This window comes from Geobacter sp., assembly GCF_027327745.1.
Classification (GTDB): Bacteria; Desulfobacterota; Desulfuromonadia; order Geobacterales; family Geobacteraceae; genus Geobacter.
Genome location: NZ_DAHVYG010000068.1, coordinates 64,038 through 77,899, shown reverse-complemented (window position 1 = coordinate 77,899; position 13,862 = coordinate 64,038). Strand labels below are relative to the sequence as shown.

Below are 13,862 nucleotides of genomic sequence, written 5' to 3'. Positions count from 1 at the left end.
CGAAAAACTCGGTTTCAGAAGCCCACGACAGGCATTCGAGGAGTATCAACTCAAAATGGCTGCGTGACTCTTATCTTGTGTCCAGGGTACCGGGCGCGCTACAGTGATTGTCCGCATGTTTCTTACATAGCCGTTACTTCTGTAGAGGGGGATATGTCGACTGCAATCGGGATGAAAACTGGCGCATCAAGTTGTGAAGAATATTAAACACATGCTGCTGATTATTCTTCATATTTGTCTACCGCCGGAATCGGCAATAGACTGTTTTGCCGTTATTACTGCAACTTGAATAGTTGGTGCGCCTTTTGTATAAAAGCGAATCGAGCAAAGGGTGATACCCCCCGTGGACGAGGGGGAGCACAGTATTTCTAAACGTCGGAGGGAAAATGTATACGGACGAGACCCAAACGGAGTGCGGGGATTTCCTTTTCGTGACCGAGCTGGAGCGATGCGCTGAAATCGAAAAGGTCCTTACAAGGGGTAACCTGAAAGTTGCCCATGTGGAGAGTGGCGGACAGGCATTGGCAACGCTTGCCGCCGAACCCTGGACGGTCATGGTTGCCGATACCCGGCTTCCCGATATGGATGGCGTCGAGCTGGCCCGCGCGGCCCTTGCGATAAGGTCCGGCCTGTTCGTCTTTCTCGGTGATGCCGACCCGCCTGAAGAACTCGGGAAACAGGCAGCGATTGCAGGAGTGGCGGGAATTGTACATATGCCATATGAGCCGGACGAACTGCTGCCACTGCTCTGGTTCGTCATGCAATCCTGAACATTCCGTCAGATAAAAGAAAAATTTAGTAAAATAATAATGCCATCATCAAGCTTCGCCACTACGTCGGCCTCAAGCCCCGCGGTTACCTTGCGGAGCCGTAAAAGGGGCGTCTTCCCGATGAGGTCGGTAAGATTGTCGAAAATTCTCGCCATGGGTCGTTTTCCTCCGATTGGTTGTGTGCTTTCTCAGCTTTTTTCAGTGCGCATGATCGTCGTCGGCGTGCTTTTCGGTCTTCTCGCCGTGCGGGGCATGGTGCCCCATGTGTTCTCCGTGCATGAACGCCATGCATCCCGATGTCAGAAGCGCGCCACCGACGAGTGCCGAAAGTGCGAGAAATTTGAGAAAGAACATTCTGTTCAGAAAACGGGATGATATTTCCTCGACCTTGGTGTGCATTTCTTTTTCCTCCTCATCAATTAGTGTGAGTGCCCGCCACCGTGACCGCCGCTGTAGCTTCCCGGTGCGGGCTGGGGTCTGTCGTATTCCCTACAACCCCAGGGCCATAATCGGCACCATGATGAGGAGCATGAGCCCGGCTCCCCACCACCCCCACTTGCCCTTGCCGAAGTGGTGGGCGAAAAAGCCGTGCTCTTCGTGCCCCGCTTCCCCGGCGGCGCCGGCTTGCGCCACCGACGCCATCACCTCGTAGCGCAGCGCCTGGCCGGACTTCTGCGGATCGGCTATGGCGAGCACCACCCGGTAATCGCCCGGCTTCTCGAACTTCCAGGTCTCGAGATATTCGTCCTCGAGCAGTTCGACTTCTTTCGTCATGATGGGAGCGGCGGCGTCCTTCTCGTAGACCTCCAGGGTAACCCTGTCGTCGGTGACCGGATGCCCATCCTTCTCGAGCCGCAGCTTCAGGGTGACGTTCTCTCCCGCGACGAGTTGATCGGGTGACAGCTTGACGCTGGCGCGCACGCCGTTCTGGGAGAAGCTCTGCTCCAGGGCGAACCCGCTCGCCGGAAGGAGCACGGCGAGGGAGAAGAGGATGCTGAGAAGTGTTTGCTTCATGGGACCTCCGTTTGATCGTATTTTCCGAGTCTCTAAGCAAACCGTGCGCCATCATTGTAACCACCTGAAAAATCGGCAATTCACCCCAAAATGGCGACCTCCTCTCCTCCCCGAATCAAGAAAATTCCACACCTACTGAATAATATTCCCCACATTTCACCATTCACATCAGCCCGTCTTGCGCAACGATCCAATAAAATCAGCACAATACACAACTGGCACGGCTATTGTAATAGCTTCTCGCGAACATGACGCACGACCCCACCTTACCGAAACCCGCAGGCTGCCGGAACCGACTGTCGCGCATCGATGCGAAGCACGAGGGGCAGTGATGGATAAGATAAAACTCGTGAATATTCTTCTGGCAGTGACCGCCGTCGGGCTCCTTGTGCTTGCGGCCTTTCAGGTACGCATCAGGCCGGTTGCCGATCAGGTGGTCATCCTGAAGGCCGCCGGCCTGAAGGTTGACGACTCCGCAAGGAAAATCGTCCAGACGCTTAGCAACGCAACGGGTGTCGCCACGGTTGAGGTTGCCGCCGAGGAGGGTTTGGTCGCCGTCGGCTACGATTCGCGACAGGTATCCCCCGACGCGCTGGTGGCGATGGTGGGCGGAGCGGGACACGGGAGCGAGGTCTGGCGGGTCCTGAGCATCGGGGAATTCAAGGAGCTGACCGGGAGATACCCCCGACGGACCGGGGGATGCGAAGGGAACTGTCGGATAGCGCGATGAAAGGAGTGGATTTATGGGTTTGAAGGGGAACAAGGTGCTGCAATTCGTGATCGGCGCGATTCTGGCGCTGGCGGTCGGCGCGGGGGTGGTCTTCGCCATCGGGCAGGAGGGGCCGGAGCTGCGGGCCGATTCGGTTGTGGTGCTTAAGTCATTGGGCCTCAGCTGCGGGAGCTGCGCCAGCCGCATCGACAAGGCGCTCCGGGCGAAGCCGGGCGTGGCGTCGGTGGCGGTCGACGTGGATGCCGGGCGGGTCACGGTCGCCTACGACTCGAAGGGCATCACCCCCGAGACCATCGCCGAGACGGTTACCGCCGCCGGCTACGGCAGCAGCATCCTCCAGACCATGACGGCGGACCAGTACCAGGCCATGACCGGCAGAAAACTCGCCTCCCTTGCCGTCCCCAAGGCGGGAGGGTGCGGCGGCGGGTGCTGCCCCACAAAATAAACAACAACCTGAGTAGCACTGATCTTCCGCTAAAAGTTACCCCCCTTTGAAAAAGGGGGGCCAGGGGGGATTTTCCAGCAGCAATCAAAGGCAAATCCCCCTAAACCCCCCCTTGTCAAAGGGGGACTTGGTCTTGCGGAAGATTGGTCCTAATCGGCATAACCAAAGAGAAGGAGAACCAAACCATGAGCAAGAAAAGCAGAAAGAGCACGAACATCGAGACGGCCCCCGCGGCCGCGAAACCGATAACGAAAAAAACGCTGCCGAAGTGGCCTTTCCTCGTAGCCGCGGCGCTACTCCTCGGCGCGGGAGTCGTGGGGGCGCTCACCCTCCCCGGCATGTCGAAGTTCGAGAAGGCCAAGGTGGTGAACGGCACGGTGGCGATCTCCCTCAGCAAGGTCTCCGACGGGGCCGCCCACTTCTACCGCTATGCCGACGGCGGCAGCGAGATCAGGTTCTTCGTGGTCAAGGGGAGCGACGGGCAGATCCACACCGCCTTCGACTCCTGCGACGTCTGCTTCCGGGAGAAGAAGGGTTATGAACAGGCGGGCGACGCTATGGTCTGCAAGAACTGCGGGAAGCGGTTCCAGACCAACCGGATCGGCCCCCACACCGTCGGCGGCTGCAACCCGTCGTACCTCCCCCACGCGAACGACGGGCGCAGCGTGATCGTCTCGACCGCCGAGCTGAAGCAAGGGGCGCGGCTTTTCTAACCCATCGGGATATCGAGGTTCCAGCACCATGAAACTCCACACAATATCGCTCAACAACCTGCGGCGGAGGAAGGCGAAGATGGCCTTCCTCACCATCGGCCTTCTCGTCGGCATTGCCACCATCGTCACCCTCGTGACCCTGACCGAGTCCATGTCCAACGACATCGCCCACAAGATGGACGAGTTCGGCGCCAACATCCTCATCACCCCCAAGAGCGAGGACCTCTCCATGACCTACGGCGGGATCAGCCTCGGCCGGGTGAGCTTCGACCAGAAGGAGATCCACGAGGCCGACCTGGCGAAGGTCCGCGAGATCAAGAACAGCCGCAACATCCTCTCCGTCTCTCCCAAGGTCCTCGGCGGGGTGAAGCTTCAAGAGAAGGATGTCCTCCTCGTCGGGGTCAACTTCGCGGAGGAGCTCAAGATGAAGCAGTGGTGGCGGATCTTCGGCGACACTCCCGCGGGTGACGACGAGATCCTCCTCGGGAGCACCACCGCCGACACCCTCCACCTCTCCCCCGGCGACACGGTCGACGTTGCGGGGCGCCGGCTAAAGGTGGCGGGGGTCCTGGAACAGACCGGCTCCCAGGACGATTCCCTCGTCTTCGCCCCCCTGAAGCGGGCGCAGCAGCTCCTCGGCAAGGAAGGGCGGATCACCCTCGTCGAGGTGGCGGCCCTCTGCGCCGGCTGCCCCATCGGCGACATGGTGGTGCAGATCGCCGAGAAGCTCCCCGACGCCAAGGTCTCCGCCATCCAGCAGGTGGTGGAGTCACGGCTCAAGACCCTCGACCAGTTCAAGCGCTTCTCTTACGGGGTCGCCGGGGTGGTGTTCTTCATCGGCTCCCTCATCGTCTTCGTCACCATGATGGGGAGCGTGAACGAGCGGACCACCGAGATCGGCGTCTTCCGCGCCATCGGCTTCCGGAAGAGCCACATCATGCGGATCATCCTCCTGGAGGCGGCCCTGGTGAGCCTTCTGGCCGGCCTCCTCGGCTACGCCACGGGGATGGGGGCGGCCAAGCTTGCTCTGCCGTTCATGACCGAGAGCAAGAACGCGGCGCTTGTCTGGGATACCCTGGTGGCGTCGGGCTCCATCGGCCTCGCCGTGGCCGTGGGGCTTCTTGCCAGTCTCTATCCGGCACTCCACGCGAGCCGGATGGACCCGACGGAAGCGCTCCGAGCACTCTAAAGGCGGGGACCGGGGACCGGGGATCGGGGACCGGGAAAAAACAAGAACAACGGGGAAACTATGGCACTCATCGAAATCAGCGATCTTCACAAGCACTACGCCTGCGGCGACGAGACGGTCCAGGCCCTGCAGGGTGTAAGCCTCGCCATCGACGCGGGAGAGTTCATCAGCATCATGGGGCAGTCGGGCTCGGGGAAGAGTACGCTCCTCTCGATCCTCGGCGGCATGAACCACCCGACCAGCGGAAAGGTGGCGGTGGACGGCACCGACATCTACACCCTCGGCGACGAGGGGCGGGCCGACTTCCGAGCGCAGAACTTCGGGTTCGTCTTCCAGTCGTTCCACCTGATCCCGTACCTCACCGCCCAGGAAAACGTCATGCTTCCCCTCACCATCGCGCCGATGAAGAGCGACGAGAAGCGGGAGGCGGCGCGAAATGCACTCTCGCGGGTCGGGCTCGGCGCCAAGTGCGACCGGCTGCCGAATCAGCTCTCGGGTGGCGAGCAGGAGCGGGTCGCCATCGCCAGGGCCATAGTCAACCGCCCCCACATCCTCTTCGCCGACGAGCCGACCGGTAACCTCGACTCCAAGAACAGCGACGAGGTCATGGCGCTTTTCCGGGAGCTGAACGGCGGCGGCCAGACCATCGTCATGGTCACCCACAACCCCGAGAACTGCCACTATGCCGACCGAGGCATCATCCTGCGGGACGGGGCGGTCGTCTGACGCACATTTAAAAACACATGTGATTTCCATGCAGTTGGTGATATTGGCGATATAATGACAAGGAAAAACAATGGACCCACTGGAAAACGCAATGGAGATCAGCGGCTCGGCTCTCCTGGCCGAACGGAAGCGGATGAACCTCATTTCCTCGAACCTGGCCAACGCCAACTCCACGCGGACTGCGGAGGGGGGACCCTACCGGCGCAAGGACGCCGTCTTTGCCGCCGTGCCGCCGGGGCAGGGGACCTTCGCGGCGATGTTGGACGGGGCGCGTAGAGGCGACCCCCCTGGCGTGGAGGTGGTGGCGATCGTGGAGGACCAGTCTCCGCCGCCGCTGCGCTACGATCCGACCCACCCGGACGCCAATCCCGCGGGGTACGTGGCCTATCCGAACGTGAACGTGGTCGAGGAGATGGCCGACATGATGACGGCCACCCGCGCCTACGAGGCGAACGTGACCTCCATGAAGGCGGGGATGGACATGCAGATGAAAGCCTTGCAAATCGGCTCCAAGTAAGCACGGAGCTGGAACCAGACCGCGGCGGCCCGCTTCCTCAGCATCCCGCGCCACACCCTCATTTACCGGATGGAGAAGTACGGGATCGCTCCCCCGGAGAAATCCCAGAAGATGGGGAAAAAAGAATTAAAGTTTGTTACGGGCTGACCGATAGCCGTAATGTATGGCCTCTTGCCGTCTAAGTAGAATGCCGTTGACTATTCTTCATGTGGTGAGGGATAGTCCACACCACGGAATAAGATCCGCCAGAACAAATCACGATAAATCAAGCTGTTAGCCCACTGGCACGGCTTGTGCTTTTAATGAGAGCAGCTAGTCCACAAACGGGAGAAAGCATGAAACCACGCTCGCTCATCATCACAATGATATTTCTCGTGATCACCGGCATCACCACCTCCTTCGCCGAGGAGGCGCGGCAGGGGGAGGACCTCACGAAGCTCGTGGATACGGCCCTCTCCGTCAACCCGGAGATCAAGGCTTCGGATGCCCGCTGGCAGATGTTCAAGAACCGGATTGCCCAAGCCAAGTCCTTCGAGGACCCGATGCTGATGCTGAAGATCCAGAACGGCATCGTCAGCGACCCTTTCAACTTCAGGAAAGACCCCATGACCCAGAAGGTGATCGGGATCTCCCAGCAGATCCCCTTCTGGGGGAAACGGGATCTCAAGGGGGAGGTGGCGGCGAAGGAGGCCGAATCGTACAAGTGGCAGGTGGAGGAGCGCAAGCTCGAACTGCGCCGGATGGTGGCCGAGGCCTACTACCAGATATACTTTACCGACAGGTCCCTGGAGATCGTGGACCGGAACATCAAGATCCTGGACGATTTCATCACCCTTGCCGAAACCAAGTATTCCGTGGGCCAAGGGGTGCAGCAGGACGTTTTCAAGGCCCAGGTGGAACGCTCGAAGATGCTCGATATGCGCATCTCCCTGGAGCAGCAGAGAAAGAGCCTCCAGGCAAACCTCAACGCCCTCCTGTACCGTCCGGCGGAAACGCCGGTGGGCGCAATCCCCGATTTCGAGATAAAGCAGCTGACGCTTTCCGCTGAAGAGCTGCGCGGCATCGCATCCGACAACCGCCCGCTGCTCAAGAGCCTGAACGCCCTCATCGAGAAGGGGAGGGCGGGACACCGGCTGGCGGAGAAGGAGTACTATCCCGATTTCAATGTCTCCTTAGAGTACATGCAGCGGGATCAATTCGAGGGGAGCAACGGCGATGATATGTACTCCCTGGGGGTCACCTTCAACTTGCCGGTGCAGCGGGCGCGACGGCAGGCCATGGTGGCGGAGTCGTCCTCGGAGATAAACATGGCCACCGAAGAGTTGAACAGCCTCAGAAACGGCATCAATTCCGGCATTGCCGACCTGCTGGCCCAACTGGAGAGAAGGAAAAGGCTGGCAGAACTCTACAAGACCGGCATCATTCCCCAGGCCGAGCAGTCGCTGGAGTCGGCCACCATCGGCTACCGGGTGAACAAGGTGGATTTCCTGACGCTGCTGGACAGCCGGGTGACACTCTTCAACTATGAGCGCGAGTATTACGATTCGCTGGCCGACTACGGGATGAAGCTGGCGCAGCTTGAGGCGCTGGTGGGGAAAAAACTTGAATATACGAGGGACGACAATGAAACCGAGTAAGAAAGTGGTAATTCCTCTGGCGGTGATTCTCCTTCTTGCGGCAGGCGGAGGCGGCTATTACCTCTGGCAGCAGAAAGAGGGGGGGAAGGGGGCGCAGGAGGCAAAGCAGGGCCAGCAGGGGAAGGTGCTCTACACCTGCCCCATGCATCCCTTCATCATCAAGGACAAGCCGGGCTCCTGTCCCATCTGCGGGATGACCATGGTCAAGAAGGTTGAAGGCGCCCAGGCCAGCGGCAAGGAGCTGGCCATGCTGGGTCATGTCTCCCTTTCGCCGACCCAGATGGTAATGGCCAATGTCGCTACCACGGAAGCCATGGCAATGCCCCTGAACAAGGAGATCAATGCGGTCGGCATCGTCCAGTATGACCAGGCGCGGCAGGCGAAGGTGACCGCCTGGGTGGCGGGGCGCATCGACCGGCTCTACGTGAATACCGTCGGTTCTTACGTTTCCAAAGGGAGACCGGTTGCAGAGGTCTACTCCCCCGACCTTGTTTCGGCCCAGCAGGAGTACCTTCTGGCCCTCAAAAGCCGGGAGCAGTTCAAGAACTCCCCGATCCAGTCCATCTCCCAGGGGGGCGAGGGGCTGGTGGCCTCTGCCCGTCAACGGCTGAAGCTCATGGGGGTCAAGGATGCCCAGATTGCCGGGCTGGAAAAAGCGGGGCAGCCCAACATCCGTCTCTCCATCTACACTCCCCTCTCCGGCGTGGTGATCGAGAAGATCGCCCTGGAGGGGCAGTACGTGAACGTGGGCGATCCGCTCTTCAACATAGCCGACCTCTCCACGGTCTGGGTGGAGGTGGAGGTCTACGAAAACGAGTTCCCGAACATCAAGATCGGCCAGATGGTGGATATTGTCTCCCAGTCGTATCCGGGCAGGACGTTCCGCGGCAGGGTGGCGTTCATCTATCCGTTCCTCGACCAGAAGACGCGGACGGTCAAGGTGCGGGTGGAGATCCCCAACCCGGGGTTGAGACTAAAGCCGGACATGTTCGTGAATGCCACGGTCAAGGTACCCCTGGGGACTTCCATCGTCGTCCCGGTATCGGCGGTGATGGACACCGGCCAGCGCCAGGTGGTCTGGGTGGAGACGAAACCGGGGATGTTCGAGCCGCGGGATGTCAAGGCCGGTGTCAGATCGGGTGACAACATCCAGATCCTTTCGGGACTGAATGCCGGCGAGAAGGTTGCATCGAGCGGCGGTTACCTCATCGACTCCGAGGCGCAGCTGAAGGGTGGCGGCGGTGGCCACCAGGGGATGCCCGGCATGAAGATGGAGGAGAAGGGCGGGCAGCCACCTGCCGCGCCGGCTCAGCCGGGCCATGAAGGGCACACGCCCGGTGCTCCGGCCCCGAAAAAGGGTGGCGGCATGGATATGGGTGACATGAAGATGTGAGACGTGAGACGTGAAAAGCGGTTACGTGCAGTTACATGCAGTTACGTCTAACGTCTTACTTCTATCATCTCACTGCATTGAAGAGGTTTTTTAATGATCGAGAAAATCATCGAATACTCCGCCAGAAACCGCGTCATCATCCTGATGGTCTTCGCCCTCATCATCGCCTGGGGGGTCTGGGCGGTCTACAAGACGCCGGTGGATGCAATTCCCGACCTCTCCGACAACCAGGTGATCGTCTTTACCGAGTATGCCGGCCGCTCCCCCCAGGTGGTGGAGGACCAGGTGACCTACCCGCTGGCGGTGAACCTCCAGGGACTCCCCCAGGTGAAGGCGGTGCGGGCGTCGAGTGCCTTCGGCTTCTCGATGATCTATGTGATCTTCGACGACAAGGCGGACATCTACTGGGCGAGGACCCGGGTCCTGGAGCGGCTCAACTATGCCGCGTCACTCCTCCCCCCCGGCGTGACGCCGACCTTGGGGCCCGACGGCACCGGTGTCGGGCATGTGTACTGGTACACCATCGAGGGGAAGGGGTACGACCTGGAGCAGCTCCGGACCCTGCAGGACTGGTTTGTCCGCTACCAGCTGAACACCGTCCCGGGGGTGGCTGAGGTCGCCTCCATCGGCGGCTTTGTCCGGGAGTACCAGATCGACCTCGACCCGAACCGGCTTTTCGCCTACAACATCAAGATCCGCGACATCATGGACGCGGTGCAGCGCTCCAACAAGGACGTGGGGGGGAGGCTCCTTGAAAATGCCGACGCGGAGTATCTGATCCGGGGCGAAGGGTACGTGAAGTCGGCCAGGGACCTGGAAGACATCGTCGTCGGCGCCGACATGCGCGGCACCCCCATCTACCTGAAGAACCTCGGAACCGTTCAACTGGGGGGCGCCATCCGGCGGGGCCTTCTCGACATGAACGGCGAGGGGGAGAGGGTCGGCGGGATCATCGTCATGCGCTACGGCGCCAACGCCAAGGATGTCATCGACCTGGTCAAGGAGAAGATCGACTCCCTTTCCAAGGGGTTGCCGCCGGGCGTAACCATAATGGCCTCCTACGACCGTTCCGACCTGATCGAGCGGGCCATCCACACCCTGAAACGGGCGCTGACCGAGGAGTCGATCGTCGTGTCGCTGGTGGTCCTCGTCTTCCTCCTCCACTTCCAGAGCGCCCTGGTGATCGTCCTCACCCTTCCCATCGCGGTCCTCTTCGCCTTCATCACCATGCATCTCCTCGGGGTCACCTCCAACATCATGTCGCTGGGGGGGATTGCCATCGCCATCGGCGTACTGGTGGACGCCGGGGTCATCATGGTGGAGAACTGCTATCGGCATCTGTCGGAGCTGCCGCCTGAAGAGCGGAAGGAGCGGCGGCTGGAGGTGATCATCACCTCGGCGAAGCAGGTGGGACGGGCGATCTTCTTCTCCCTCGCCATCATCATCCTCTCCTTCGTTCCGGTCTTCCTCCTGGAGGGGCAGGAGGGAAAGCTCTTCCATCCGCTCGCCTTCACCAAGACCTTCTCCATGATGGGATCGGCGATGATCGCCATAACGCTCGTCCCGGTCCTCTTGTACTTCTTCATGCGGGGGAAGATGCCGCCGGAGAGCGCCAACCCGGTCTCCTCGTTCTTCATCCGGCTCTACTCGCCGGTGATCCGGTGGGTCTTGAAGTGGAAGAAGACCACCATCCTTCTCAACGTCGTGGCCCTGGCGATCGCCATCCCGATGTTCATGTCGATCGGATCCGAGTTCATGCCGCCGCTGGACGAGGGCTCTCTCCTCTATATGCCGGTGACCCTCCCCAACGTCTCCGTCACCGAGGCCAAACGCCTCATCCAGCTGCAGGATGCCATCATCAAGAGCGTTCCCGAGGTGGAGCATGTCCTCGGCAAGGTGGGACGGGCCGAAACCTCCACCGACCCGGCGCCGGTCTCCATGTTCGAGTCGATCATCATCCTGAAGCCGAAGGATAAGTGGCGTCCCGGCATCACCAAGGCGGACATCGTCTCCGAGCTGGACGGCAAGCTCCAGATCCCCGGCGTGCGCAACGGCTGGACCCAGCCGATCATCAACCGGATCAACATGCTCTCCACCGGCGTGCGGACCGACCTGGGGGTGAAGATCTTCGGCCACGACCTGAACGTCCTGAAGGACCTGGCGGTCCAGGCGGAAGGGATCCTGAAGACCGTCCCCGGCGCCGCCGACGTGGTGGCGGAACGGGTGACCGGCGGCAACTACATCGACATCGACGTCGACCGGGAAGCGGCGGCCCGTTACGGCGCCCAGGTGGGAGATATCCAGGACATGATCGAAACCGCCCTCGGCGGGGAATCCCTCACGACCGCCGTCATGGGGCGCGACCGCTTTCCGATCAGGATCCGCTACCTGCGTGACTATCGGGACAACATCCCGGTCATCCAGCGCATGCTCGTCTCGGGGATGAACGGCGCCCAGGTTCCCCTGTCGCTGGTGACAAAGCTGAAGGTCTCCACCGGCGCCCCTGAGATCAACAGCGAGGGGGGGCTCCTGCGCTCCATCGTCTTCCTCAACGTGCGGGGGCGCGACATGGGGGGCTTCGTCACCGAGGCGAAGCAGGTGCTGGAGAAGCGGCTGAAGCTTCCCCCCGGCTACTACGTCGCCTGGTCGGGGCAGTGGGAGAACCAGATCCGGGCCAAGAAGCGCCTCCAGATCCTGGTCCCGGCAGGGATACTGATCATCTTCATCCTCCTCTACTTCACCTTCCATTCTGCCCTGGAGGCGAGCATGGTCATGCTCTCGGTTCCCTTCGCCCTGGTGGGGGGGGTCTACCTGGTGAAGGCCCTGGGGTACAACATGTCGGTGGCGGTCTGGGTCGGCTTCATCGCCCTCTACGGCGTGGCGGTGGAGACCGGGGTGGTGATGGTGATCTACCTCCACGAGGCCCTGGACAAGCGGCTCATCAACGGGCCGGTGACGGAGCAGGATATCTACGACGCCACCTTCGAGGGGGCGGTGCTGCGGTTGCGGCCGAAACTGATGACCGTGGCGGTGGCCCTCATCGGTCTCGTCCCGATCATGTGGTCCACAGGCACCGGTGCCGACGTCATGAAGCCGATCGCGGCACCCATGATCGGCGGGATGATCTCCTCGGCCATCCACGTCCTGATCATGACGCCGGTTATTTTCGTCCTGATGAAGAAACATGATCTTAAAAAGGGTAAACTTAAGTACTCCGGCATGAAGCATTGAGGCGGCACAATTTGTAGGGGCGATCCTTGTGATCGCCCATAATCAGGGCAATGCCCCTACACACAACAACAAGGAGAAAAAACATGAAAAAACTCGCAGTCATCGTCGCAGCAGCATCCTTTGCCCTGACGGCCCCTATGGCGGTCCTCGCCTCCGAGCACGAGCACGGCTCCATGAAGATGGAGCATGGCGGGCACATGATGGAAATGGGGAAGGCGGCCCATGAGGAGGTGGTCGACGGCGTCAAGGCGACCTTCAAGATCATGAGCATGAAGGAGCATATGAAGGGGATGGAGATGCCGATGGGGATGAAGGAGACCCATCACCTCATGGTCGAGTTCAAGGACGCCAAGAGCGGCAAGCCGCTCACCGAGGGTGAGGTTCGCGTGAAGATTCAAGGCCCGGACAAGAGCACGCAGGAGAAGGACCTGATGGGGATGGAAGGGCACTTCGGCGCCGATTTCGATCTCTCCAAGAAGGGGAAGTACGGCGTGATGGCCAGGTTCAAGCTGAAGGACGGCAAGGTGCGCAGCGCCAAGTTCTGGTACACGGTAAAGTAGTCCGGCCCGATGCGGCGGGCAGGAGGGCGGCCGCCGGGGTCGCCCTTTCCTTTTCGGGAGGTTTAGCATGAAGAAGGAGCTTCTCTTATTGGCGGTGGCCGTCCTGGTCGCGGTTTTCCTTGCCTCATGCCGGGAGAAGGGGAGTGCTCCGCCGGCGGCGAAACCGGTACGGGTCTCCGCCACGGCGGCGTACGAGAAGTATTTCGGCCCCCCGCCCACCACCGACAAGGGGAGCTGCTACGCCTTTGTGATCTATTTCCCCTCGGCCGGGGAGCCGGGGAAGGTGGTTCCCTTTCCCTTCTTCACCTTCGACGAGGGGAGCATCAGGAAGGTGGCGGTAGAGCGGCTCATCGGCGGCATGAATGTGGGAAGCTACAAAGACGAATTCCTCCAGCCGTTCGCGCCCGGTGCCCATCTCCAGGCGATCTCCCGGGAAAAAGGCCTTGTGACGGTCGATCTGGGAAAGGACTTCCTGAAGGGCGGCGCGAACAGGGAAGGGACGCTGAACGCCCTCGTCATGACCCTCACCCAGTTCGATGGTGTGAAAGGCGTGAGGCTCCTCTCTGACGGGAAGATGCTCGATTACGCGAAAGCCACCCTCCTCCCCGTGGATGCGGCGGTGCTCGAACCGGCGCCCCCCCGTCTGCTCAGCGTGACGGCGGTGAAGGAGAAGGGGGCGCGGGAGGTGGAGGAGGTCAGCGCCTATTTCGATCGCCCGGTGGAGATCAGGGAGTTGCAGATGACGGGACGTGACGGCAAACCCTTCGACGGGGAGGTCTACCACTCCGTCTTCGACATGGCCGCGGTGCTGAAGCCGAAGGACCACTCGCTCTTCAAGGCGGGAATGCCGGTGAAGGTCCGCTGGAAGGTTGTCGATAAGATAGGGCGGGAAGCGTCGGGGGATGGGGAGTTTGCGCTGGAAGTCAGGGAACACTGA

15 protein-coding genes and 1 pseudogene are annotated in these 13,862 nt (G+C 60.9%); 13 read left to right on the top strand and 3 right to left on the bottom strand.

The genetic code is table 11. The features are described 5' to 3' along the window. Positions 1–386: 386 nt before the first annotated feature. A complete protein-coding gene (locus M6689_RS12910) occupies positions 387–770 on the top strand; it encodes a response regulator (RefSeq protein WP_298272426.1) in 384 nt (127 codons plus the stop codon). An 8-nt stretch (positions 771–778) separates the two neighbouring features. Here the strand turns inward: M6689_RS12910 and M6689_RS12905 are convergent, their stop codons facing one another. The 3 genes from M6689_RS12905 to M6689_RS12895 form a co-directional block, all read right to left on the bottom strand. After that, positions 779–925 carry a hypothetical protein gene (locus M6689_RS12905; protein ID WP_298272424.1) on the bottom strand — a complete coding sequence of 49 codons (147 nt, stop codon included), beginning with the start codon at positions 923–925 and terminating at the stop codon, positions 779–781. A 43-nt stretch (positions 926–968) separates the two neighbouring features. Next, positions 969–1,169 (bottom strand): hypothetical protein, encoded by a 201-nt coding sequence (locus M6689_RS12900; RefSeq protein WP_298272421.1) that lies wholly within the window; start codon positions 1,167–1,169, stop codon positions 969–971. Between the two features lie 90 nt (positions 1,170–1,259). Then, positions 1,260–1,784, bottom strand: coding sequence for a FixH family protein (locus tag M6689_RS12895; protein WP_298272419.1), 525 nt, complete (start codon positions 1,782–1,784; stop codon positions 1,260–1,262). A 331-nt stretch (positions 1,785–2,115) separates the two neighbouring features. Between M6689_RS12895 and M6689_RS12890 the strand changes: the two genes are divergently transcribed. From M6689_RS12890 to M6689_RS12835, 12 genes and pseudogenes are all read left to right on the top strand, one after another. Further along, complete coding sequence (locus M6689_RS12890) at positions 2,116–2,514, top strand: hypothetical protein (RefSeq protein ID WP_298272417.1); 399 nt, start codon at positions 2,116–2,118, stop codon at positions 2,512–2,514. A 13-nt stretch (positions 2,515–2,527) separates the two neighbouring features. Further along, positions 2,528–2,959: a heavy-metal-associated domain-containing protein gene (locus M6689_RS12885; protein WP_298272414.1), complete on the top strand. Its 432-nt coding sequence runs from the start codon at positions 2,528–2,530 to the stop codon at positions 2,957–2,959. 185 nt (positions 2,960–3,144) lie between these two features. Beyond that, entirely contained in the window at positions 3,145–3,672 is a 528-nt protein-coding gene (locus M6689_RS12880; RefSeq protein ID WP_298272413.1) for a DUF2318 domain-containing protein, read from the top strand. Positions 3,673–3,700: 28 nt separating this feature from the next. After that, positions 3,701–4,861 (top strand): FtsX-like permease family protein, encoded by a 1,161-nt coding sequence (locus M6689_RS12875; RefSeq protein ID WP_298272411.1) that lies wholly within the window; start codon positions 3,701–3,703, stop codon positions 4,859–4,861. Positions 4,862–4,921: 60 nt separating this feature from the next. Next, positions 4,922–5,587: an ABC transporter ATP-binding protein gene (locus M6689_RS12870; protein ID WP_298272408.1), complete on the top strand. Its 666-nt coding sequence runs from the start codon at positions 4,922–4,924 to the stop codon at positions 5,585–5,587. Between the two features lie 70 nt (positions 5,588–5,657). Continuing rightward, the gene (gene flgC, locus M6689_RS12865) at positions 5,658–6,104 is read left to right on the top strand and encodes a flagellar basal body rod protein FlgC (protein ID WP_298272405.1); all 447 of its coding nucleotides are present in this window, start codon (positions 5,658–5,660) and stop codon (positions 6,102–6,104) included. Between the two features lie 6 nt (positions 6,105–6,110). After that, positions 6,111–6,251: pseudogene (locus M6689_RS12860) on the top strand (helix-turn-helix domain-containing protein); the annotation flags it as partial. Between the two features lie 215 nt (positions 6,252–6,466). Continuing rightward, a complete protein-coding gene (locus M6689_RS12855; RefSeq protein WP_298272428.1) occupies positions 6,467–7,741 on the top strand; it encodes a TolC family protein in 1,275 nt (424 codons plus the stop codon). Beyond that, positions 7,728–9,134, top strand: a complete 1,407-nt coding sequence (locus tag M6689_RS12850; protein WP_298272402.1) for an efflux RND transporter periplasmic adaptor subunit — start codon at positions 7,728–7,730, stop codon at positions 9,132–9,134. Before M6689_RS12855 ends, M6689_RS12850 begins: the two co-directional genes overlap by 14 nt. Before the next feature lie 93 nt (positions 9,135–9,227). Then, a complete protein-coding gene (locus tag M6689_RS12845) occupies positions 9,228–12,365 on the top strand; it encodes a CusA/CzcA family heavy metal efflux RND transporter (RefSeq protein ID WP_298272399.1) in 3,138 nt (1,045 codons plus the stop codon). An 83-nt stretch (positions 12,366–12,448) separates the two neighbouring features. Then, positions 12,449–12,925, top strand: a complete 477-nt coding sequence (locus tag M6689_RS12840) for a hypothetical protein (RefSeq protein WP_298272396.1) — start codon at positions 12,449–12,451, stop codon at positions 12,923–12,925. 67 nt (positions 12,926–12,992) lie between these two features. Then, positions 12,993–13,862 carry a GerMN domain-containing protein gene (locus M6689_RS12835; protein WP_298272394.1) on the top strand — a complete coding sequence of 290 codons (870 nt, stop codon included), beginning with the start codon at positions 12,993–12,995 and terminating at the stop codon, positions 13,860–13,862.